General features: G+C 60.7%; 18 protein-coding genes. 14 read left to right on the top strand and 4 right to left on the bottom strand.

The annotated features are described in order from the left end of the window. Nucleotides 1-11 precede the first annotated feature (11 nt). The 12 genes from metG (at nucleotide 12) to OU997_RS15860 (ending at nucleotide 11,003) form a co-directional block, all read left to right on the top strand. Nucleotides 12-2,054, top strand: coding sequence for a methionine--tRNA ligase (gene metG / locus OU997_RS15915; RefSeq protein WP_267807467.1), 2,043 nt, complete (start codon nucleotides 12-14; stop codon nucleotides 2,052-2,054). Between the two features lie 103 nt (nucleotides 2,055-2,157). Further along, nucleotides 2,158-2,466: a hypothetical protein gene (locus OU997_RS15910; RefSeq protein ID WP_108488082.1), complete on the top strand. Its 309-nt coding sequence runs from the start codon at nucleotides 2,158-2,160 to the stop codon at nucleotides 2,464-2,466. After that, nucleotides 2,466-3,581 (top strand): glutathionylspermidine synthase family protein, encoded by a 1,116-nt coding sequence (locus tag OU997_RS15905; protein WP_267807465.1) that lies wholly within the window; start codon nucleotides 2,466-2,468, stop codon nucleotides 3,579-3,581. The genes OU997_RS15910 and OU997_RS15905 overlap by 1 nt, the downstream gene beginning before the upstream one ends. Before the next feature lie 5 nt (nucleotides 3,582-3,586). Continuing rightward, entirely contained in the window at nucleotides 3,587-3,985 is a 399-nt protein-coding gene (locus OU997_RS15900; protein WP_108488084.1) for a DUF350 domain-containing protein, read from the top strand. A gap of 152 nt (nucleotides 3,986-4,137) precedes the next feature. Then, nucleotides 4,138-4,722 carry an electron transport complex subunit RsxA gene (gene rsxA / locus OU997_RS15895; RefSeq protein WP_090252381.1) on the top strand — a complete coding sequence of 195 codons (585 nt, stop codon included), beginning with the start codon at nucleotides 4,138-4,140 and terminating at the stop codon, nucleotides 4,720-4,722. Then, nucleotides 4,719-5,294 carry an electron transport complex subunit RsxB gene (gene rsxB, locus OU997_RS15890; protein WP_267807463.1) on the top strand — a complete coding sequence of 192 codons (576 nt, stop codon included), beginning with the start codon at nucleotides 4,719-4,721 and terminating at the stop codon, nucleotides 5,292-5,294. Before rsxA ends, rsxB begins: the two co-directional genes overlap by 4 nt. Further along, on the top strand, nucleotides 5,291-7,567 hold the full coding sequence (gene rsxC, locus OU997_RS15885; RefSeq protein ID WP_267807461.1) for an electron transport complex subunit RsxC: 2,277 nt from the start codon (nucleotides 5,291-5,293) through the stop codon (nucleotides 7,565-7,567). The genes rsxB and rsxC overlap by 4 nt, the downstream gene beginning before the upstream one ends. Before the next feature lie 138 nt (nucleotides 7,568-7,705). After that, a complete protein-coding gene (locus OU997_RS15880) occupies nucleotides 7,706-8,737 on the top strand; it encodes an RnfABCDGE type electron transport complex subunit D (protein WP_267807460.1) in 1,032 nt (343 codons plus the stop codon). A gap of 29 nt (nucleotides 8,738-8,766) precedes the next feature. Then, nucleotides 8,767-9,381 carry an electron transport complex subunit RsxG gene (gene rsxG, locus OU997_RS15875; RefSeq protein WP_177480020.1) on the top strand — a complete coding sequence of 205 codons (615 nt, stop codon included), beginning with the start codon at nucleotides 8,767-8,769 and terminating at the stop codon, nucleotides 9,379-9,381. Further along, nucleotides 9,374-10,081, top strand: a complete 708-nt coding sequence (locus OU997_RS15870) for an electron transport complex subunit E (protein ID WP_371920674.1) — start codon at nucleotides 9,374-9,376, stop codon at nucleotides 10,079-10,081. Before rsxG ends, OU997_RS15870 begins: the two co-directional genes overlap by 8 nt. Continuing rightward, complete coding sequence (gene nth / locus OU997_RS15865) at nucleotides 10,078-10,716, top strand: endonuclease III (RefSeq protein WP_108486091.1); 639 nt, start codon at nucleotides 10,078-10,080, stop codon at nucleotides 10,714-10,716. The genes OU997_RS15870 and nth overlap by 4 nt, the downstream gene beginning before the upstream one ends. A 107-nt stretch (nucleotides 10,717-10,823) precedes the next feature. After that, nucleotides 10,824-11,003: a PA3496 family putative envelope integrity protein gene (locus OU997_RS15860; RefSeq protein WP_108486092.1), complete on the top strand. Its 180-nt coding sequence runs from the start codon at nucleotides 10,824-10,826 to the stop codon at nucleotides 11,001-11,003. Nucleotides 11,004-11,085: 82 nt separating this feature from the next. Here the strand turns inward: OU997_RS15860 and gloA are convergent, their stop codons facing one another. The 3 genes from gloA to OU997_RS15845 all read right to left on the bottom strand — a co-directional run bounded on the left by gloA (nucleotide 11,086) and on the right by OU997_RS15845 (nucleotide 13,839). Then, nucleotides 11,086-11,478 carry a lactoylglutathione lyase gene (gene gloA, locus OU997_RS15855; RefSeq protein ID WP_108486093.1) on the bottom strand — a complete coding sequence of 131 codons (393 nt, stop codon included), beginning with the start codon at nucleotides 11,476-11,478 and terminating at the stop codon, nucleotides 11,086-11,088. A gap of 94 nt (nucleotides 11,479-11,572) precedes the next feature. Continuing rightward, nucleotides 11,573-12,790 (bottom strand): argininosuccinate synthase, encoded by a 1,218-nt coding sequence (locus OU997_RS15850; protein WP_108486094.1) that lies wholly within the window; start codon nucleotides 12,788-12,790, stop codon nucleotides 11,573-11,575. 131 nt (nucleotides 12,791-12,921) lie between these two features. Then, nucleotides 12,922-13,839, bottom strand: coding sequence for a flagellar protein MotY (locus tag OU997_RS15845; RefSeq protein ID WP_267807456.1), 918 nt, complete (start codon nucleotides 13,837-13,839; stop codon nucleotides 12,922-12,924). Nucleotides 13,840-14,055: 216 nt separating this feature from the next. On the opposite strand from OU997_RS15845, the gene pyrC reads away from it, so the two are divergent. Beyond that, nucleotides 14,056-15,102, top strand: coding sequence for a dihydroorotase (gene pyrC, locus OU997_RS15840; RefSeq protein WP_267807454.1), 1,047 nt, complete (start codon nucleotides 14,056-14,058; stop codon nucleotides 15,100-15,102). Further along, a complete protein-coding gene (gene rnt / locus OU997_RS15835; RefSeq protein WP_267807453.1) occupies nucleotides 15,099-15,773 on the top strand; it encodes a ribonuclease T in 675 nt (224 codons plus the stop codon). Before pyrC ends, rnt begins: the two co-directional genes overlap by 4 nt. A gap of 100 nt (nucleotides 15,774-15,873) precedes the next feature. Here the strand turns inward: rnt and OU997_RS15830 are convergent, their stop codons facing one another. After that, nucleotides 15,874-20,715 (bottom strand): NAD-glutamate dehydrogenase, encoded by a 4,842-nt coding sequence (locus OU997_RS15830; protein ID WP_108486098.1) that lies wholly within the window; start codon nucleotides 20,713-20,715, stop codon nucleotides 15,874-15,876. Nucleotides 20,716-20,870: the final 155 nt, after the last annotated feature.

Here is a 20,870-nt window from a genome sequence, read left to right as displayed (position 1 = left end):
CAGCCGATCCCATGAGCCAAGCCCGCAAGATTCTCGTCACCAGCGCCCTGCCCTACGCCAACGGTTCGATCCACCTTGGCCATATGCTCGAGTACATCCAGACCGACATGTGGGTGCGTTTCCAGAAGCTGCGCGGCAACCAGGCTATCTACGTCTGCGCCGATGACGCCCATGGCTCGGCGATCATGTTGCGCGCCGAGAAGGAAGGTATTACCCCGGAACAATTGATCGCCAACGTGCAGGCCGAACACACCGCCGACTTTGCCGATTTCGGGGTCAATTTCGACAATTACCACTCCACCCACTCGGACGAAAATCGCGAACTGTCGGCGGCCATCTACCTGAAGCTGCGTGATGCTGGGCATATCGCCACCCGCTCGGTGACCCAGTACTTCGATCCCGAAAAGGGCATGTTCCTCGCTGATCGTTTTATCAAAGGCACCTGCCCCAAGTGCGCGGCGGAAGATCAGTACGGCGACAACTGCGAGAAATGCGGCGCCACCTACGAGCCGACCGAGCTGAAGAACCCACGCTCGGCCATCTCCGGTGCCGTACCGGTACTGCGCGATTCCAAGCACTTCTTCTTCAAGCTGCCGGACTTCGAGACCATGCTGAAAAGCTGGACCCGCGGCGGCGCTCTGCAGGATGCAGTAGCCAACAAGATCGCCGAATGGCTCGATTCCGGCCTGCAGGAGTGGGACATCAGCCGTGATGCGCCCTACTTCGGCTTTGAAATCCCCGACGAGCCGGGCAAGTACTTCTACGTCTGGCTGGATGCGCCGATCGGCTACATGGCCAGCTTCAAGAACCTCTGCGCACGTACGCCGGAGTTGGACTTCGATGCGTTCTGGGGTAAGGATTCGACTGCCGAGCTGTACCACTTCATCGGCAAGGACATCGTCAATTTCCACGCCCTGTTCTGGCCGGCCATGCTCGAAGGTGCCGGGTACCGCAAACCGACCGGGGTCAACGTACACGGCTACCTGACCGTCAACGGCCAGAAGATGTCCAAGTCACGCGGCACCTTTATCAAGGCGCGCACCTACCTGGATCATCTGAACCCCGAGTACCTGCGCTACTACTACGCCGCCAAGCTGGGCCGTGGCGTGGATGATCTGGACCTGAACCTGGAAGACTTTGTGCAGAAGGTCAACTCGGATCTGGTCGGCAAGGTGGTCAACATCGCCAGCCGCTGCGCCGGGTTTATCCACAAAGGCAACAATGGCCTGCTGGTGGCCGGTAATGCCGCACCGGAACTCACCGACGCCTTCCAGGCCGCCGCACCGAGCATCGCTGAAGCCTACGAGGCCCGCGACTTTGCCCGCGCCATGCGCGAGATCATGGCCCTGGCCGATCGCGCCAACGCCTGGATCGCCGACAAAGCGCCCTGGTCCCTGGCCAAACAGGACGGCAAGCAGGATGAGGTGCAGGCCATCTGCGCCCTGGGCGTTAACCTGTTCCGCCAGTTGGTGATCTTCCTGAAACCAGTGCTGCCGCAGCTGGCCAGCGACGCCGAGACCTTCCTCAATGTCGCTCCGTTGACCTGGGACGATCACCAGACGCTGCTGGCCGACCACCAACTGAACCCGTTCAGCGCTCTGCTGACCCGTATCGAACCCGCGAAAATCGACGCCATGATCGAAGCCTCCAAAGAAGACCTGGCCGCCAGTGAAGCCGCTCCAGCAGCCGCTGGTAACGGCGAGCTGACGAAAGACCCACTGGCCGCCGAAATCGCCTTCGATGCGTTCGCCGCAGTCGATCTGCGCATTGCACTGATCGAGAAGTGCGAATTCGTTGAAGGCGCCGACAAGCTGCTGCGTCTAACCCTGGATATCGGTGACGCCAAGCGCAACGTGTTCAGCGGCATCAAGAGCGCCTACCCAGACCCAAGCAAGCTGGAAGGCCGCCTGACCCTGTACGTGGCCAACCTGGCCGCGCGCAAGATGAAGTTCGGCATCAGCGAAGGCATGGTTCTGGCGGCCGGCCCTGGCGGCGAAGAAATCTACCTGCTCAGCCCGGACAGCGGTGCCAAGCCAGGACAGCGGGTCAAGTAAGCCCCACCAAAGCAAGGATGCTGAAAATGGAAAAAAGGACGGCAACCCGGCTGCTGAGCTGGCTGTGGCGGTGCATCACCGGTAACTGCGCACGAGACATTCGATGAAGAAGTCCGAACTTGTCACCACCTTCGTGCTCTCCGGCGGAGTTCTGCTGGCAGCTCTCCATCACGGCGATGTCTACCGCGATCAGTACCGGACCAAGGCCGAATGCGAAGCCGACTGGGGCAGCTACGCAGGCTACTGCCAGGAAGGCTCTTCGGCTAGCTACAGCGGACGCTACTACTATGGCCCCAGCTACGAGCACAGTGCCCGCCCTGTAACCAGGCAGCCTTACAACGTTGCGAGCCGGGAGACGATCAAACGCAGCGGTTTCGGCTTCAGCGGCGCACGCTATTCGGCGGGCGGTTGATGCGACGGGTCGACTTCGTTCCACGCCCGCACTGGCGCAAGCAATGCGAAGAACTAGGTTTCACCTTCCACAGCATCGACGGTACCTACTGGGACGAGTCGGCCGCCTACGAGCTGAGCCTGGCCCAGGTCGAGATGTTGGAGGATGCCGCCGAAGAGCTGCATCGTCTCTACTTGGAGGCCACGCGGTGGGTGATCGAGCAACGCCACTTCGCCCCCTTCACTCTGCCACCTGGCGCGCAGCAACTGATCATCGACTCCTGGCAGCGTCATGAGCCGGCGCTCTATGGTCGCTTCGACTTTTCCTGGAACGGCCAGGGCGCACCTAAATTGCTCGAGTACAACGCCGACACGCCCACCGGCCTGCTAGAGGCCAGCGTGGTGCAGTGGTACTGGCTGCGCGACATGCGGCCTGAGGCCGACCAGTTCAACTCGCTGCACGAGAAACTGATTGAGCGCTGGCGTCAGATCGGCCGCGGCCGCGTGCATTTCACCGCCATCGAGGGCCATGAGGAAGACACCGGCAACGTCCTCTATATGCTAGATGTTGCCCACCAGGCTGGGCTGTCGACCCAGTATGTACCGATCGAAGCGATCGGCTATGACCAGCAGCGTCGTGGCTTCGTCGACCAGCACGAACAGCCCATCGAACATTGCTTCAAACTCTACCCTTGGGAGTGGCTACTGCAGGACGCGTTCGGCGCTCATGTCGGCGCAAGCGGTATCCGCTTCCAGGAGCCGGCGTGGAAACTCTTGCTGTCAAGCAAGGCCATGCTGCCGATCCTCTGGCAGCGCAATCCCGGCCACCCCAACCTACTGCCAGCCAGCTTCACTGCCGACCTGCCCGAACCCTATGTACGCAAACCGCTGTATGCAAGGGAGGGGCAGAACATCCAGATAGTCGGTGCCGGGCTGACGCTGGAGAGCGACGGGCCACACGCCGCCGACGCCTGCATCTACCAGGCTTACGCGCCGCTGCCGCGCTACGGCGACAGCTACACCGTGCTGGGCTGCTGGATGGTCGGCGAGCAGCCTGCAGGCCTCGGCATCCGCGAGGACGCCACCCCCATCACCCGCGACAGCAGTCGCTTCCTCCCCCATTACTTCATCGAGTGATCGTCATGGCCATACTGCAGAACCTGGGTAACTTCCTCCTTTATTTCGCCGTCGCGTTGGCGCTGTTCGGCCTGTTTGCCATCATCTATCTACGCTTGACGCCCTACGCCGAACTCAAACTGATCCGCCAGGGCAACCTGGCCGCCGCCGTGGCGCTGCTAGGTGCAATGCTCGGCTTCGCCCTGCCGCTGGCCAGTTGCATCGCCCATAGCGTCAGCCTGCAGGACATGGTTATCTGGGGCGTAATCGCCTTGCTGGTGCAGGCACTGGTGTACCTGGCCGCAGCGCGTCTGCTACCGGAATTGAAACACGGCATCGCTAATGGCCAACTGGCACACGGTGTATTCCTCGGCGGCCTAGCCCTGGTCGTCGGTCTGCTCAACGCAGCCTGCATGGTGTATTGATTCAAACGAGCAGCACTGCACCACCGAACACCATAGTGGCCCACTGCACTAGGCTTAGATAACCCGCCGAGCAACTTGTCCGGCATGGGCGCCTTCACGATAATAAGCGCCCCCAATTTCCCCGGCCCCGGCCAGCGCACACGGTGTTATCGATGACCGAACTCGCCTTGATCATGGTCAGCGCCATCCTGGTTAACAACTTCGTGTTGGTCCAGTTCCTTGGCTTGTGCCCCTTCATGGGCGTTTCGAAGAAAATCGAAACCGCCATCGGCCTGTCGTTGGCCACCACCTTCGTCCTGACCCTGGCCGCCATGTGCAGCTACCTGGTGCAGCAGTACGTGTTGAAGCCGCTGGATATCGAATACCTGCGCACCATCAGCTTTATTCTGGTGATTGCAGTAGTCGTGCAGTTCACCGAAATGGTGGTGAACAAGACCAGTCCGCTGCTGTACCGCGTGCTCGGCATCTTCCTGCCGCTGATCACCACTAACTGCATCGTCCTGGGCGTGGCGCTGCTGAATGCCAACAAGGCTGAATTCACCTTTATCACCGCCACCGCCAACGGTTTTGCCGCCGGCCTCGGCTTTTCCCTGGTGTTGGTGCTGTTTGCGGCCATGCGTGAACGCATTGCCATTGCCGACGTGCCCAAATCCTTCCAAGGCGCAGCGATTGGCATGATCACCGCAGGGCTGATGTCCCTGGCGTTTATGGGCTTTACCGGGCTGATCAAGCTATGAGTCTGGTGCTGATTGCGGTGCTCGCCCTGCTCGCCCTGTGCTTGGTGGCCGGGGCCATTCTCGGTTTTGCCGCGGTGCGCTTCAAAGTCGAAGGCAACCCGATTGCCGAGCAAATCAACGCCCTGCTACCGCAAACCCAATGCGGTCAGTGCGGCTATCCGGGCTGCAAGCCTTACGCCGAGGCGATTGCCGACGGCGACAAAATCAACAAATGCCCCCCCGGCGGCGAAGCGACCATTCAAGCGCTGGCGGATCTGCTCGACGTAGAGGCCGAACCGCTGGACGCCGTCGAAGGTGAAAAGCCGCAGATGGTCGCCTACATTCGCGAGGCCGAGTGCATCGGCTGCACCAAGTGCATCCAGGCTTGCCCGGTGGACGCCATCGTTGGCGCAGCCAAACAGATGCACACCGTGATCGTCAGCGAATGCACCGGCTGCGATTTGTGCGTAGAGCCCTGCCCGGTGGACTGCATCGACATGGTCGAGGTCGGCAGCAACCTGCAGAGCTGGAAATGGGAGAAACCCCTGCCGGCTGGGCAGTTGATTGCCACTGATCGGGAGCACGCGGCATGAGTGCGCAGGAACGTATCTGGGATATCCCCGGCGGCATTCATCCGGCCGAGCGCAAGGAGCTGTCCAACCGCACGCCGATCCAGCCGGCACCGCTGCCCAAGCGCCTGACGTTGCCGCTCAACCAGCATATCGGCGCGCCCGCAGAACCTATAGTCGCCGTGGGTGAGCGCGTGCTGAAAGGCCAGCTGATCGCCGCCGCCACCGGCTTTGTCAGTGTACCAGTGCACGCGCCAACCTCCGGCACCGTGAGCTTTATCGGCCCGCAGCCTTACCCGCATGTATCCGGGATGCTCGCGCCGGCCATCGTCATTGAAACGGACGGCCTTGAGCAGTGGTGCCCGCTTGAGCCCTGTCCTGACTATCGCCACCTTGATCATGGCAAATTGATTGAGCGGATCCGCCAGGCTGGCATCAACGGCCTGGGCGGAGCGGGCTTTCCGACTGCGGTGAAACTCAACGCGCGGCCGACGCAAAAAATCCACACCCTGATCATCAACGGCACCGAGTGCGAGCCGTACATCACTGCCGACGACCTGTTGATGCGCGAGCGCGCCGCGGAGCTGATCAGCGGCATCGACATTCTGGTGCACCTGATCCAGCCGGATCAGGTGCTGATCGGCATCGAGGACAACAAACCTGAAGCCATCGCCGCGGTGCGCCTTGCACTGAGCGAGCGCAGTTATGAACTCAAGGTTTTCCCCACCAAGTACCCGTCCGGCGGCGAGAAGCAGCTGATCCAGATTCTCACCGGCGTGGAAGTCCCCAGCGGTGGCCTGCCGGCAGACATCGGCATGCTCTGCCAGAACGTCGGCACATGCGTGGCCATTCACGACGCCATCATCCATGGCAAACCGCTGATTTCACGCATCACCACGCTCACCGGGGAAGCCCTGGCCAAACCGATGAACGTTGAGGTGCTGCTCGGCACCCCGGTGGGTGAACTGCTGGCATTTGCCGGCCTCGACCGCAGCAAGCTGAACCGGCTGATCATGGGCGGCCCGATGATGGGCTTCACCCTGCCTGACTTTGCCGTGCCGGTGATCAAAACCACCAACTGCCTGCTGGCCTCCACCACCGCCGAGCTACCACCGCCGCCACCGGCCCTGCCCTGCATCCGCTGTGGCGAATGCGCCGAAGCTTGCCCAGCCAGCCTGCTGCCGCAGCAACTGCACTTCTTCGCCATGGGCCAAGAACACGAGCAACTCAAGGCGCACAACCTGTTCGACTGCATCGAATGCGGCGCCTGCGCCTATGTCTGCCCGTCGAGCATTCCGTTGGTGCAGTACTACCGCGCCGCCAAGGCGGAAATTCGCGACTTGGAACAAAAGCAGCTCAAGGCCGAACACTCCAAGCAGCGCTTCGAGCAACGCCAGGAGCGCCTGCGCCGCGCTGAAGAACAGAAAGAAGCCGAACGCCTAGCCCGCACCGCCAAAGCGGCGCAAGCCAAAGCCGCTCAGGCTCAAGCAGCAGCCGGCCCAGAGAGCAGCGAAAGCGTAGCCGCCAAACCAGCCGGGTTAAGTGATGAACTGAAGAAACTCAAAATCGAAGCCAGCATGGCGCAAGTCGCGCTGAAAAAAGCTGAGAAACAACTGGCGGCTCACGCCACTGCGGAGCTGCAGGCCCAGGTCGACGCATTGCGCCTCGCCGCCGCGGCAGCACAACAAGCACTCGACACCGCCACAGCGGCTAATCCGCCTGCGCCAGCGGCGACTGCCGATGACGGCGCACTGAAAAAGGCCAAAATCGACGCCGCCATGCTCCGCGCACAGGTACGCAAGCTGGAAAAACTCGACGCCCCGAGCGCCGAACAGCAAAGTGAACTCACGCAACTGCGCAGCCAACTCGACGCCGCTGAAAAACTGCTGGCCAGCTTCGACAGTGCACCAGCTCCGACTGCGGCTAAAGCACCCGCCGATGATGGTGCGCTGAAAAAAGCCAAGATCGAACTGGCGATGAAGCGTGCTGAGCTGAAGAAAGCTGAGAAAGCCGGCAGCGATGAGGCGACTCTGAATGGCCTGCGCGAGGCCTTAGCGGCGGCCGAGCAATCGCTGCATCAAGCAGAAGAAGCCTCCGGCAAGCCCGTGCCAGAGCTGGTGCGCACCGACAAGCAGCCGATCGATGAAATCACCCGCGCCTTGAAAACGGAGGTGGCCTTTGCCCGCGCCGATCTGCGCAAGCTGGAACGTGATGAACATGCCGCAACCGATGCGCTGGAGCAGGCCCGTGTACGTCTAGCCGATGCCGAACAGAAACTGAGCGAACACCAGACGTAGCCCGGATGCACTCCGGGACAGCGCCCCCGGTTCGCGGCAACACATGGCGCCAAGAATTCCCCCGGATTGCACCCGGGCTACAGAACTGCGCGTGGCGCGATAACGCCATGCACAGCAAGACAATCGACCGGAGCGCCAATGGCCCTGCCACGTATCACATCGCCCCACGCCAAGGGCAGCAACCGTACCCAGCAAGTGATGCTGCAGGTGCTGCTGGCCACCGTGCCGGGCATCCTGGCCCTGACTTGGCTATTCGGCGCGGGCACGCTGATCAACCTGCTGTGGGCCAGTGCCTGCGCGCTGGCTTTTGAAGCGGCCATCCTGGCGCTGCGCAAACGCCCCGTGCTGTTCTTCCTTAAAGACTACAGCGCTCTCGTCACCGCCGTGTTGCTGGCCTTGGCGCTGCCGCCCTACTCGCCCTGGTGGCTAACCCTGGTGGCGACCGGCTTTGCCGTGGTGTTCGGCAAACAGCTCTACGGCGGTCTGGGGCAGAACCCGTTCAACCCGGCCATGCTCGGCTACGTGGTGGTGCTGATCTCCTTTCCGATGGAAATGACCAGTTGGCCAGCGCCGCATAGCGTTGGCCTGCTCGAAGGCCTGCAGCAGATTTTCGGCATCGCTAATCTGCCCGATGGCTGGGCACAGGCAACCGCACTGGACGCCCTCAAGTTGAATAAAAGCCTGACCATGGAAGAGCTCTGGGCGCAAAATCCAGCGTTCGGCTACCTGGGGGGCGCCGCCACGGAGGCGGTCAACCTGGCCTTCCTCGCCGGCGGTTTGTACCTGCTGCACAAACGCCTGTTCACCTGGCATGCGCCGGTGGGCATGCTCGCGGGCCTGGCGGTGATGAGCCTGTTGTTCTGGAACGGTTCGGGCTCGGACTCCAATGGTTCGCCGCTGTTTCACCTGCTCACCGGCGCGACCATGCTCGGTGCATTCTTTATCGTCACGGACCCGGTCAGCGGCGCCACCAGCAACCTCGGTCGGTTGATATTCGGCGTTGGCGTCGGCGTGCTGGTGTATGTGATTCGCGCCTGGGGCGGCTACCCGGACGGCATCGCGTTCGCCGTGCTGCTGATGAACCTGGCCGCGCCGACCATCGACTACTACACACGGCCGCGCACCTACGGTCATCGCAAGCCGACACGCGGCTTCAAGTTGGGAGAGTGACCGTGGCCCTGCCTGAAATCAGCCGTTCCATGCTGAAAAATGCCTTGGTACTGGGGGCTTTCGCCATTCTGACCGTGGGCATCGTCGCCACGACGCAACTGGGTACGGCCAAACGCATTGAGGCCGCTCAGCGTGAAGCCAAGGTCCAGGCCCTGGCGCAGATTCTGCCCGCCGGCAGCTATGACAACCACCTGCTGGACAACGTCCGCAACGTTCATGACCCATTGCTGGGCAACAAAGGCCCTACTCCGGCCTACCTGGCCACCCGCAATGGCGAACCCAGTGCGGTGATCCTGCAGGCCACAGCACCGGACGGTTACAGCGGTAGCATCAGCCTGTTGATCGGCATCCTGGCCGATGGCCGCCTGGCCGGCGTGCGGGTGATCAGCCACAAGGAGACACCGGGCCTGGGCGACAAGATCGAGTTGGCCAAGAACAACTGGATCAACAGTTTCGTGGGCACCTCGCTGCAGAGCCCGGATGACTCCGGCTGGGCGGTTAAGAAGGACGGCGGCCAGTTCGATCAATTCGCCGGGGCCACCATCACCCCGCGCGCCGTGGTCAAAGCGGTGCACAAGGCGCTGCAGTATTTCGATGCGCACCGGGTAGAACTGCTCACGTTCCAGGAGACTGACAATGACTAGTTACCGCGAAATCGTCGTCAATAGCCTGTGGAAGAATAATCCTGGCCTGGTCCAGCTGCTTGGCTTGTGCCCCCTACTGGGCGTCAGCAACTCGGTGGTCAACGCCCTGGGCATGGGTCTGGCCACCGCCCTGGTGCTGGCCTGTTCGAATGCCGCCGTGTCGCTGATCCGCAATGCGGTAACCGATGCCGTGCGCTTGCCCGTATTTGTCATGATCATCGCTGCGCTGACCACCTGCACCGAGTTGCTGATGCAGGCCTTCACCTACGAGCTGTACCAGATCCTCGGCATCTTCATTCCGCTGATCACCACCAACTGCATCATCCTCGGCCGCGCCGAAGCATTTGCCGCCAAGAACAAGGTCAGCCATGCCGCCTTTGATGGGCTGATGATGGGCATTGGTTTCGGCCTGGTGATGGTGGTGATCGGGGCTGTGCGTGAACTGCTCGGCACCGGCGCACTGTTTGCCAATATGCAGCTGCTGTTCGGCCCAATCGCCGCAAATTGGCAACTGACACTGTTCAGTGACTACAAAGGCTTCCTCTTGGCGATCCTGCCGCCGGGGGCGTTTCTGGTGCTGGGCCTGCTGGTGGCAGGCAAAAACCGCATCGATGAACACCTCGCGGCCAAAGCCAAGGCGCAGGAACCGGAAGCCCCCGTGCAAAGCCGTCGCGTACGCGTCACTGGAGTGATCGAGTGAACGCAGCCAAGCGCTATGAAATCTTCCGCCGCCTGCACGAAGACAACCCCGAACCCAAGACCGAACTGGCCTACAGCACGCCGTTTGAACTGCTGGTCGCGGTGACGCTGTCTGCCCAGGCCACCGACGTCAGCGTGAACAAGGCCACCGCCAAGCTGTTCCCGGTGGCCAATACGCCCGAGGCGATTTACGCACTCGGCGTCGAGGGGCTGAGCGAATACATCAAGACCATCGGCTTGTATAACAGCAAGGCGAAGAACGTCATCGAGGCCTGCCGCATCCTGATCGAGAAACATGGCAGCCAGGTGCCGGACAACCGCGAAGACCTCGAAGCCCTGCCCGGCGTCGGCCGCAAGACCGCCAACGTGGTACTCAACACGGCGTTTCGCCAGCTGGCGATGGCGGTGGACACGCACATCTTCCGTGTCAGCAACCGCACCGGCATCGCCCCCGGCAAGAACGTGCTGGAGGTGGAAAAGAAGCTGATGAAGTTTGTGCCCAAGGAATTTCTGCTCGACTCGCACCACTGGCTGATCCTGCATGGCCGCTATGTGTGCCAGGCGCGCAAGCCACGTTGCGGCAGCTGCCGTATCGAAGATCTATGCGAATACAAACAGAAAACCTCCGACGATTGAGCCGCTATTCATCTGCTCAATAAGCTGATTGAAAAAATCTTTTTTACCCGACCAGGTTTTGCCGTTATAAGGTGCGCAAATGGCCCTTGTAGCCTGGAGTGAAACACATGAGCACTGATAAAGAAGATCTTGAGCTCGACGAAGATTTTGTTGCCGAAGAAGCGGATGAAACAGAAGCGCCGGTAGAAGTAGCCAAAACCAACCTGACCAAGCGCCGCATCATCGACAACTTCCTCGAAGAGCGACGCTTGCACAAGCAATTGGCCGAATACGACTTCGACCTCTAAACCCGCCAGCAACGAAAAGCCCCGCATCTGCGGGGCTTTTTTATGACGCGACACGGGGCTGACCTTTAGCCATCAGCGGCTATCAGTCCGCGCGCGAAGGCGACAACAGCTCGATTTTGTAGCCATCCGGGTCTTCAACAAACGCCAGAATGCTGGTGCCGTGCTTCATGGGGCCCGGCTCACGGGTGATCTTGCCGCCGCGGGTGCGAATGTCTTCGCAAGCCTTGTACACATCGGCCACTTCCAAAGCGATATGGCCATAGCCGGTGCCCAACTCGTAACTGTCCACGCCCCAGTTATGGGTCAGTTCGATCACGCTGTTGTGCGCCTCGTCACCGTAACCGACGAATGCCAGAGTGAACTGCCCTTCGGGATAGTCCTTACGACGTAGCAGGGTCATGCCCAGCACTTCGGTGTAGAACGCGATGGATTTATCCATATCGCCCACGCGCAGCATGGTGTGCAGCAGTCTCATCTGTTCTCTCCTCATCACTGGCCCGACGACACGGACCTATAAATGCAAACCCCGGCTTATGGCCGGGGCTTGGTAGGCTCAGGCGCTGAGTCTATCAGAGCATCTTGCGCCCTTTACCCGCCGCGATGCGCATGCGCAGTGCATTGAGTTTGATAAAGCCGCCAGCGTCGGCCTGGTTGTAAGCGCCGCCGTCTTCTTCGAAGGTGGCGATATTGGCGTCAAACAGCGAATCGTCGGACTTACGGCCGGTGATGATCACGTTGCCTTTGTACAGCTTCATGCGCACCACGCCGTTCACGTTGGCCTGCGAGGCGTCGATCATCTGTTGCAGCATCAGACGCTCAGGGCTCCACCAGAAACCGTTATAGATCAGGCTGGCGTACTTCGGCATCAGCTCGTCTTTCAGGTGAGCCACTTCGCGATCCAGGGTGATCGACTCAATGGCACGGTGGCCCTTGAGCATGATGGTGCCGCCGGGGGTCTCGTAGCAGCCACGGGACTTCATCCCGACAAAACGGTTCTCGACGATATCCAGACGACCGATACCGTTCTCACCACCAATGCGGTTCAGCTCAGCCAATACGGTCGCCGGGCTCATTTCCTTGCCGTCGATGGCAACGATATCGCCCTTGCGGTAAGTCAGCTCGATGTAGGTCGGGGTGTCCGGTGCGGCTTCTGGCGATTTAGTCCAGCGCCACATGTCTTCTTCGTGCTCGGTCCAGGTGTCTTCCAGCACGCCGCCTTCATAGGAGATGTGCAACAGGTTGGCATCCATGGAGTACGGCGACTTCTTCTTGCCGTGACGCTCGATTGGGATGGCGTGCTTCTCGGCGTAGTCCATCAGCTTCTCACGCGAGAGCAGGTCCCACTCGCGCCACGGGGCGATGACTTTCACGCCGGGCTTGAGCGCGTAGGCGCCCAGTTCGAAACGAACCTGGTCGTTGCCTTTGCCGGTGGCACCGTGGGAGATGGCGTCTGCACCAGTCTCGTTGGCGATTTCGATCAGGCGCTTGGCGATCAGTGGACGGGCAATGGACGTGCCCAGCAGGTACTCACCTTCGTAAACGGTGTTGGCACGGAACATCGGGTAAACGAAGTCACGCACAAATTCTTCGCGCAGGTCGTCGATGTAGATTTCCTTGACGCCCATGGCCTGAGCCTTGGCACGTGCCGGCTCGACTTCCTCACCCTGGCCGAGATCTGCGGTGAAGGTCACCACTTCGCAGTTATAGGTATCTTGCAGCCACTTGAGGATCACGGAAGTGTCCAGGCCACCGGAATATGCCAGGACTACCTTGTTTACGTCGGCCATGCCATCAACTCCACGGGGTTGTGCGGGAAAACCGACGATTCTACTGCCCATGCCGTCTGATTTATAGAGGCGCGACAGCTTGTGATGACCAAGCGACGGTTAATTGTTGGACAACGGATGAACAGCATGCATCAGGAGGTGGCTGCAGGCTCCGCAGCAGTGGGTGCAGGCGTTGCTTCGGGCGGCACTGCCGCCTCAGGCACACGATCAAGCAGAATGGTCACCCGGCGGTTCTTCGCCCGGTTGGCTTCGTTGGTATTGGGTGCAAGGGGATAACGCTCGCCATGGAAACGCATGGTGATCTGCTCAGCCGGAATACCATTAGCCTTGAGGTACTCCATCACCGCCAGTGCCCGGCGCCGTGACATATCGCGGTTCGTCAGGCGATTGCCGCTGTTGTCCGCATGGCCGTCAAGCTGAATTCGATTAACACTGGGATCAGCCTTGAGGTAGCTCAAAATGATATCAAGCTTGGCTTGTGCGAGCGGTTCCAGGACGATGCCCCCCCCCGGAAAACCCACCAAGCTCTTGCGTACCTGATCAAAATTCACCGGCAGCAACTTTGCGGTGCACGCGAGGTACTCGTCATACGCCTTATCGAATTTGGCCGGTAGTAGACGCACTTCAATACTGTCACCGCCCATGGCTGTACGGTGTCGTACCACAGGGCTGCGCCCCTCAAGCAATCCAGTCAATAACCGCACACCCTGCTCTTGAGAACTGTTGAACAGCACTTCGGCCGACAGCACATTGACCGAGCCGAGATTGATGTCCCCTCGCCCTGGCTGCCACGGTGCAGCAGCAGCCAACAGCGTCGCGTTGCCTTTGCTCATCCAGCGCTCGCGGGCCTTGAGACTGAATATCACCTGCTCCCCAGCTCGCCGCACAAACACCCCGGAGCCGAAATCGGTGATAGGTTGCGACAGGCGGCACTCGAACTGATCACCTTCAACCTGCCACTCGATCTTCTCCAGACGAGTCTGGAAGCTGATAGCAAGGGCCGACTGGCTTGCCAGCAGGCAAAGCACTGCGAGTGGGTAGGGTCGCACGACAGACTCCAGGGAATACGGCTTACCTTCTGTCTATCGGTGCCGCGCCAGAAAACTTGAGCACGCAGCCACGCTCAGGTGCCGCCATCCCAGGAAGCGGCCAGGCGGTAGCCATCGACATCCATCCGAGTTTGTCCAACACGCCTGCTTTCAACGTGCTGCCACGGGGCTTTTCCGGTAGCATTCTCGCCACGTTTTGCCCGCCTGGAAGCTTCCATGACTGACCGCCTTACCCTGCTGCGTCCCGACGACTGGCACATCCACCTGCGCGACGGTGGCGTTCTGCCCCACACCGTCGCCGATGTAGCCCGCACCTTCGGACGCGCCATCATCATGCCCAACCTGGTGCCGCCGGTACGCAACGCAAGCGAAGCGGATGCCTATCGCCAGCGCATTCTCAGCGCCCGCCCTGCGGGCAGCCGTTTCGAGCCGCTGATGGTGCTGTACCTCACCGACCTGACCCAGCCTGAAGACATTCGCACAGCCAAAGCCTCGGACTTTGTGCATGCGGCCAAGCTCTACCCGGCCGGCGCGACCACCAACTCCGATTCTGGCGTGACCAGCATCGACAAGATTTTCCCGGTGCTCGAAGCCATGGCTGAAGTCGGCCTACCACTGCTGGTACACGGCGAAGTGACGCGCAGCGAGATCGATGTATTCGACCGCGAGAAGATCTTTATCGGCGAACACCTGAGCCGTGTGGTCGAGCGCTTCCCGACCCTGAAAGTGGTGTTCGAGCACATCACCACGCGCGATGCGGTGGAGTTCGTACAAGGCGCCTCGGCCAACGTAGGTGCCACCATCACCGCCCATCACCTGCTGTACAACCGCAACCACATGCTGGTTGGCGGCATCCGCCCACACTTCTATTGCCTGCCGATCCTCAAGCGCAACACCCACCAGGATGCCCTGCTGGATGCGGCCACCAGTGGCAACGCCAAGTTCTTCCTCGGCACCGACTCGGCGCCGCACGCCAAGCACGCCAAAGAAGCAGCCTGCGGCTGCGCCGGTTGCTACACCGCCTATGCGGCCATCGAGCTGTATGCCGAGGCCTTCGAGCAGCGCAACGCGCTGGATAAGCTGGAAGCCTTCGCCAGCCTGAACGGCCCGGATTTCTATGGCCTGCCGCGCAACAGCGACAGCATCACCCTGGTGCGTGAAGACTGGACTGCACCTGCCAGCCTGCCACTGGGCGAGCAAACCGTTATCCCGCTGCGCGCCGGTGAAACCCTGCGCTGGCGTCTGCTGGAGCGCCAAGCGTGAGTGAAGACCTGTACGACGACGAGCTCGAGAGCAGCCCGCACTCCGGCCCACGCCACCCGATGGCGACACGCTTTCGTGGCTACTTGCCGGTAGTCGTGGACGTGGAAACCGGTGGTTTCAACTGCGCCACCGATGCCCTGCTGGAGATTGCCGCTACCACCATCGGCATGGATGAAGGCGGTTTTCTTTATCCGGAACACACCCACTTCTTTCGTATCGAGCCGTTCGCAGGCGCGAATATCGAACAAGCGGCACTGGACTTCACCGGTATCAAGCTCGATCACCCGTTGCGCATGGCGGTGAGTGAAGAGCATGCCCTTGGCGAGATCTTCAAAGGGCTGCGCAAGTCGTTGAAGGCCAACAGCTGCAAACGGGCGATTCTGGTCGGGCACAACAGCAGCTTCGACCTGGGTTTTCTCAATGCGGCCGTGACGCGCTGCGGCATCAAACGCAACCCGTTCCACCCGTTCTCCAGCTTCGATACCGCCACCCTGGCTGGCCTGGCTTACGGCCAGACCGTACTGGCCAAGGCCTGCCAGGCCGCTGGCATCGATTTCGATGGCAAGGAAGCACACTCGGCCCGTTACGACACTGAGAAAACCGCCGAACTGTTCTGCGGCATCGTCAACCGCTGGAAAGAGATGGGCGGCTGGATGGATTTCGACGACTGACAACCATAGTCGCCGCATATCCATCGCGCATAAAAAAGCCCCGCAATCGCGGGGCTTTTTAATACTGCAGGCAGCGCAGGACAAGCCTGCGCTGCCTTTATCAAGCGCTCTGTGCCAGGTCCATCAACTCGCGGTTAGCCACAGCGTACATGGCGTAATCGGTGTTGGTGGCCGCACGTAGCTCGCCGAGCATGACCTTCCAGCGATCAACCAGACGGCGGTGTTGGTCCAGCCACACGCCGACCCGCTCTTCGATATCCGCCGGGCCTTCGGCCATTTGCAGTACCGAGACGGTGATGGCGCGTTGCTGCCAGTCCAGGTCATCGCGGAAGGCTTCACGGGCCAGGGCTTGCCAGTTGTTTTCCACCGGCAGGCTGGTGATCTGCTGCAGATACCAGGACAGCTCCAGCGCTCCACCGGTGGCGAAGTAGGCGGTGGCCACCTCTCCAGCATCCTTGCCTGTTACATCCGCCGCCTCAATGATCGGCAACAGGGTGTACAAGTGGCTGGTGCCGGCGACCACACGCGCCAGTTCTTCCGGCACACCGGCTTCGACATACCCCTGGAAGCGGGCCAGCCACTGTTCACGGGCCGGACCTTCAAGCAGTTCGTCGAGTCGACCAACCAATGCTTCGATGCGCGGCGCGAAATGCGCCACATCGCGGGCCGCATCCAGCTCGTTGCGACGGCTGCGCAGGAACCAGCGGGTCGCACGGCGCCCCAGGCGCATCAGCTCGTCCATCAACTGCAGTTGCAGCTCGGCAGGCACCTGGTAGTCCAGCGCCTCGATCTGCTGCCACCAGTGCGGCAGACGGAACAGATCACGCACGATCACATAGGCGCCGGCGACATTCGCTGCGCTCATGCCGGTGGATTCCTTCAGGCGCTGCACAAAGGTGATACCCATGTGGTTGACCAGATCGTTGGCAATCTGTGTGCTGACAATTTCGCGCTTGAGACGATGACGACGCATCGGCTCACCAAACTTCTTCGCCAGCAACGGCGGGAAGGCGGTTTCCATCTCACGGGCCAGGTACTCGTCATCCGGTACCAGGGATTTCAACAGGGCTTCCTTGAGGTCGATCTTGCTATAAGAGATCAGCACCGACAGCTCCGGCCGGGTCAAGCCCAAGCCATTGGCGGCGCGCTCGTTGAGTTCATCGTCGGTGGGCAGGAACTCCAGCGCGCGGTCCAGTTTGCCCGCCGCTTCCAGATCCGTCATCAAGCGCTTGTACTCGCCAACCCGCTCACGCGCACGGCGCTCGGCCAGCGACAACGCCTGGGTCTGCTTGTAGTTGTTGCCCAACACCAGGCCGCCGACTGCATCGGTCATTTCCACCAGCAGCTTGTTGCGTTGCTTGCCGGTCATATCACCCGCACCGACGATTTCGCCGAGCAGGATCTTGATGTTTACCTCGTGGTCGGAGCAGTCCACCCCCCCCGCGTTGTCGATAAAGTCGGTGTTGCTCTTGCCGCCATTGAGGCCGTACTCGACGCGACCCAGTTGGGTCATACCCAGGTTGCCGCCCTCACCCACCACCTTGGCACGCAGTTCGCGACCATCCACACGTAGCAGGTCGTTGGCCTTGTCGCCGACATCGGCGTGGCTTTCCTTGCTGGATTTCACGTAGGTGCCGATGCCGCCGTTCCACAGCAGGTCCACCGGCGCCTTGAGCAGCGCGTTGAGCAGCTCGGTCGGGGCCAGCTTGTCGGCGCTGATATCAAAGCGTTCTTTCATCTGCGGACTGATGGCGATGCTCTTGGCGCTGCGCAGGAAGATCCCACCGCCCGCGGAGATCAGCTTGGCGTCGTAATCGGCCCAGCTGGAGCGCGGCAGATCAAACAGCCGTTTGCGCTCGATAAAACTCTTCGCCGCATCCGGGTTGGGGTCGATAAAGATATGCATATGGTTGAAGGCAGCGACCAACTGCAGGCTTTCCGAGAGCAGCAAACCGTTGCCGAACACGTCACCGGCCATATCACCGATACCGATCACCGTAACGTTGTCCTTCTGCACGTCGATACCGCGCTCACGGAAGTGACGCTGCACCGAGACCCAGCCACCCTTGGCGGTGATGCCCATGCCTTTGTGGTCGTAACCGGCTGAACCGCCCGAAGCGAAAGCATCGTCCAGCCAGAAGCCATAGTCCTGGGCAATGCCGTTGGCGATGTCGGAGAAGGTCGCTGTACCTTTGTCGGCCGCCACCACCAGGTAGGGATCGTCGCCATCGTGACGCACCACATTCTGCGGCGGCACCACGGCACCGTCTTTGAGGTTGTCGGTGATGTCCAGCAGGCCGCTGATAAAAATGCGGTAGCAGGCAATGCCTTCAGCCAGCACGTCATCACGCGAGCCCCCCAGCGGCAGGCGCCGTGGGATAAAACCGCCCTTGGCACCCATCGGCACGATGACCGCGTTCTTCACCTGCTGTGCCTTGACCAGGCCCAGCACCTCGGTGCGGAAGTCTTCCTCACGATCCGACCAACGCAGGCCGCCACGGGCGACGTCACCAAAGCGCAGGTGCACGCCTTCAACACGCGGCGAGTAGACGAAGATTTCGAACTTTGGCGTGGGCCGCGGAATATCCGGAATCGCCCGCGGGTTGAGCTTGAAGCTGAAGTAGGACTTGTTCTGTCCAGACGCGTCGGTCTGGTAGAAGTTAGTGCGCAGGGTGGCTTTGATCAGGTCCAGATAACGACGCAGGATGCGGTCTTCGTTGAGCACCGCAACGTTGTCCAGCGCGGCGAGAATCGCCTGCTCAAGCTTCTGCTGCTTGTCTTCCAGATCATCGGCGGTGAGCTTGCGCGCCAGGTAGAAACGCGTTTTGAACAGGCGCACCAGTTCCTTGGCAATATCGGCGTGATTGGCCAGGGTGCTGGCGATGTAACTGAGGTCAAAGCCCAGGCGAATCTGCTTGAGGTAGCGGGCATAGGCGCGCAGCAGCGCCACATCACGCCAGGGCATGGCGGCCATCAGCACCAGACGGTTGAAGCCGTCGTTCTCCGCCGCGCCGCCGACGATGTTGACGAAAGCGTCCTGCAAGGTGTCATTGAGTTGTTGGATATCAACATCCAACCCCTCGGCATAGGTAAAAGCAAAATCATGAATCCAGAATTCCCGCCCATCCGAATGCCGCAACTTATAGGGGAATTCACCGAGTACGCGCAGGCCAAGGTTTTCCAGAATCGGCAACACATCTGACAGTGGCAACGGTGTATCGGCGTGATACAGCTTGCAATGCAACTGCTGATCACTCTGGCTCAGCGGTTGGTAGAAGCTCATCACCAACTGCCGCTGACTGTCCAGGCTGAGCAGGTGCTGCATGTCTACCACGGCCGAGTGCGGAGCAAAACGCTCGCGGTAACCGGCAGGGAAACCACCCGGGAATTCGCTGAGCACTTCGGTGCCCTGAGCTTCGCCGAGGCTCTCGACGATCAGGCTGGTGTAATCGTCCTTCCACGAACGGCACGCCTGGATGACTTCTTTCTCCAGGCGCAGCGGGTCAATCTGCACACGCTTGGCCGGATCGACTTTGAGGATGAACTGCACCCGCGCCAGCACTGACTCGGAGAAGAAGGTCCAGAATTCGCAATCGGTGGCCTGCAGGCGCTCCATCAGCACCTGCTGGATCTTCATGCGGGTTTCGGTGGAGTACACATCGCGTGGCACATAGGCCAGGCAGTAGCAGAAGCGGCCGTACGGATCGCGGCGCAGGAACACGCGAATCTTGTTGCGCTCCTGAATCTGCACAATGGCGATAGTGGTGCTGAACAGCTCATCCACCGGGGTCTGGAACAGGTCGTCACGCGGCAGCACTTCCAATACCTGAGCCAGCTCTTTGCCCAGGTGCGCGCTGCTGTCGAAACCGGAGCGCTGCTTGATCACCGCCACCTTGCGGCGGATAAACGGAATATTCCACACGCTCTCGGCATACACCGCCGAGGTGTACAGGCCCATGAAGCGGCATTCCTTGACCACCTTGCCCTTGGCGTCCAGCTCGCGGATCGATACCAGGTCCGGATACGCCGGACGGTGCACCCGGCTCGGTACAGCGGCCTTGGCAAAGGACAGCAGCTGCGGCTCACGCAGGTAGGCCACCGCTTCCGGCTCGATATGCAGCTCATCGGCCTTGAGCCCTGCACGCAAACGCTTGGACAGGCCGAGCAAGGATTTCTCGTCGTAGACCAGGCTGCCACCGCTGGAACTGTCTGCAACGGTGAACTCTTCATAGCCAAGGAAAGTGAAGTGGTCGTCGAGCAACCAGCTCATGAATACTTTGATTTCTTCCAGCTCAGCGCCTTCGACCTTGAGCTTGGCCTTGTCCAGCCAAGCCAGCAGTTCCTTGGCCTTGGCTTTCATGGGCTGGAAGTCAGCCACGCTCAAGCGCACATCGCTGAACACGTCCTGCAGAGCTTTTTCCAGGGTCTTCAGCTCGCCGGCATTGGCGCAGCGGTCGATTTCCAGGAACATCAGCGCTTCATGCTGCACATCCTTGCCCTGAGCCCCCTTGGGCAGAATTTCCAGCAGCTCACCGGCTTTGTTGCGGCGCACGCTGAATACGCTGTTTTGCAGGGTATGAATGCTGTAACCGTGGCGGTTCAGCTCCATACGCACCGAGTCGACCAGGAAGGGAATGTCGCTGTGCAGAATTTCCACGGCCGTGTGGGTGGACTGCCAGCCGTGCTTTTCATAATCCGGGTTGAACACCCGCACTTCGGGCTTGGCCGGGACAAAACGCTCCAGCAGGCGCCAGGACGACAATGTGCAGCCGACCAGATCAGAGAGGCGCCGCTGGGTCAGCTCTTCAAGCGCGATAATGCCGAAAAATTGCTCGGCGAACAGGGCTACTTGTGGCAGAACCTGTTCGCTGACGTGCTGCGCCAGGGCCGTTTGCAGATGGTGCTGAAAATCGGCTTTGCTGGCCGCCGTAAAGAACGCCATGGTGTGCTCCATTTGGCTTGTTGTTCGACTGGTGACGTGATCGGGGCAGTCGCAAGAAGGACCTTCGCCACAACCTTGTTGTTCAACGTTAGTCTAGGAGGCAGCGATTGCATTAAAGTGGCTGCCACTTAACTCTGGCGAGGTTCGAGACTCGC

It is taken from the genome of Pseudomonas sp. SL4(2022) (genome assembly GCF_026625725.1).
GTDB lineage: Bacteria > Pseudomonadota > Gammaproteobacteria > Pseudomonadales > Pseudomonadaceae > Aquipseudomonas.
This window is presented reverse-complemented; position numbering and strand designations above follow the sequence as displayed.

Coding starts and splice junctions, on each gene's coding strand:
- metG (WP_267807467.1), top strand. CDS start 12: ATGAGCCAAGCCCGCAAGATTCTCGTCACCAGCGCCCTGCCCTACGCC.
- OU997_RS15910 (WP_108488082.1), top strand. CDS start 2,158: ATGAAGAAGTCCGAACTTGTCACCACCTTCGTGCTCTCCGGCGGAGTT.
- OU997_RS15905 (WP_267807465.1), top strand. CDS start 2,466: ATGCGACGGGTCGACTTCGTTCCACGCCCGCACTGGCGCAAGCAATGC.
- OU997_RS15900 (WP_108488084.1), top strand. CDS start 3,587: ATGGCCATACTGCAGAACCTGGGTAACTTCCTCCTTTATTTCGCCGTC.
- rsxA (WP_090252381.1), top strand. CDS start 4,138: ATGACCGAACTCGCCTTGATCATGGTCAGCGCCATCCTGGTTAACAAC.
- rsxB (WP_267807463.1), top strand. CDS start 4,719: ATGAGTCTGGTGCTGATTGCGGTGCTCGCCCTGCTCGCCCTGTGCTTG.
- rsxC (WP_267807461.1), top strand. CDS start 5,291: ATGAGTGCGCAGGAACGTATCTGGGATATCCCCGGCGGCATTCATCCG.
- OU997_RS15880 (WP_267807460.1), top strand. CDS start 7,706: ATGGCCCTGCCACGTATCACATCGCCCCACGCCAAGGGCAGCAACCGT.
- rsxG (WP_177480020.1), top strand. CDS start 8,767: ATGCTGAAAAATGCCTTGGTACTGGGGGCTTTCGCCATTCTGACCGTG.
- OU997_RS15870 (WP_371920674.1), top strand. CDS start 9,374: ATGACTAGTTACCGCGAAATCGTCGTCAATAGCCTGTGGAAGAATAAT.
- OU997_RS15860 (WP_108486092.1), top strand. CDS start 10,824: ATGAGCACTGATAAAGAAGATCTTGAGCTCGACGAAGATTTTGTTGCC.
- gloA (WP_108486093.1), bottom strand. CDS start 11,478: ATGAGACTGCTGCACACCATGCTGCGCGTGGGCGATATGGATAAATCC.
- OU997_RS15850 (WP_108486094.1), bottom strand. CDS start 12,790: ATGGCCGACGTAAACAAGGTAGTCCTGGCATATTCCGGTGGCCTGGAC.
- pyrC (WP_267807454.1), top strand. CDS start 14,056: ATGACTGACCGCCTTACCCTGCTGCGTCCCGACGACTGGCACATCCAC.
- OU997_RS15830 (WP_108486098.1), bottom strand. CDS start 20,715: ATGGCGTTCTTTACGGCGGCCAGCAAAGCCGATTTTCAGCACCATCTG.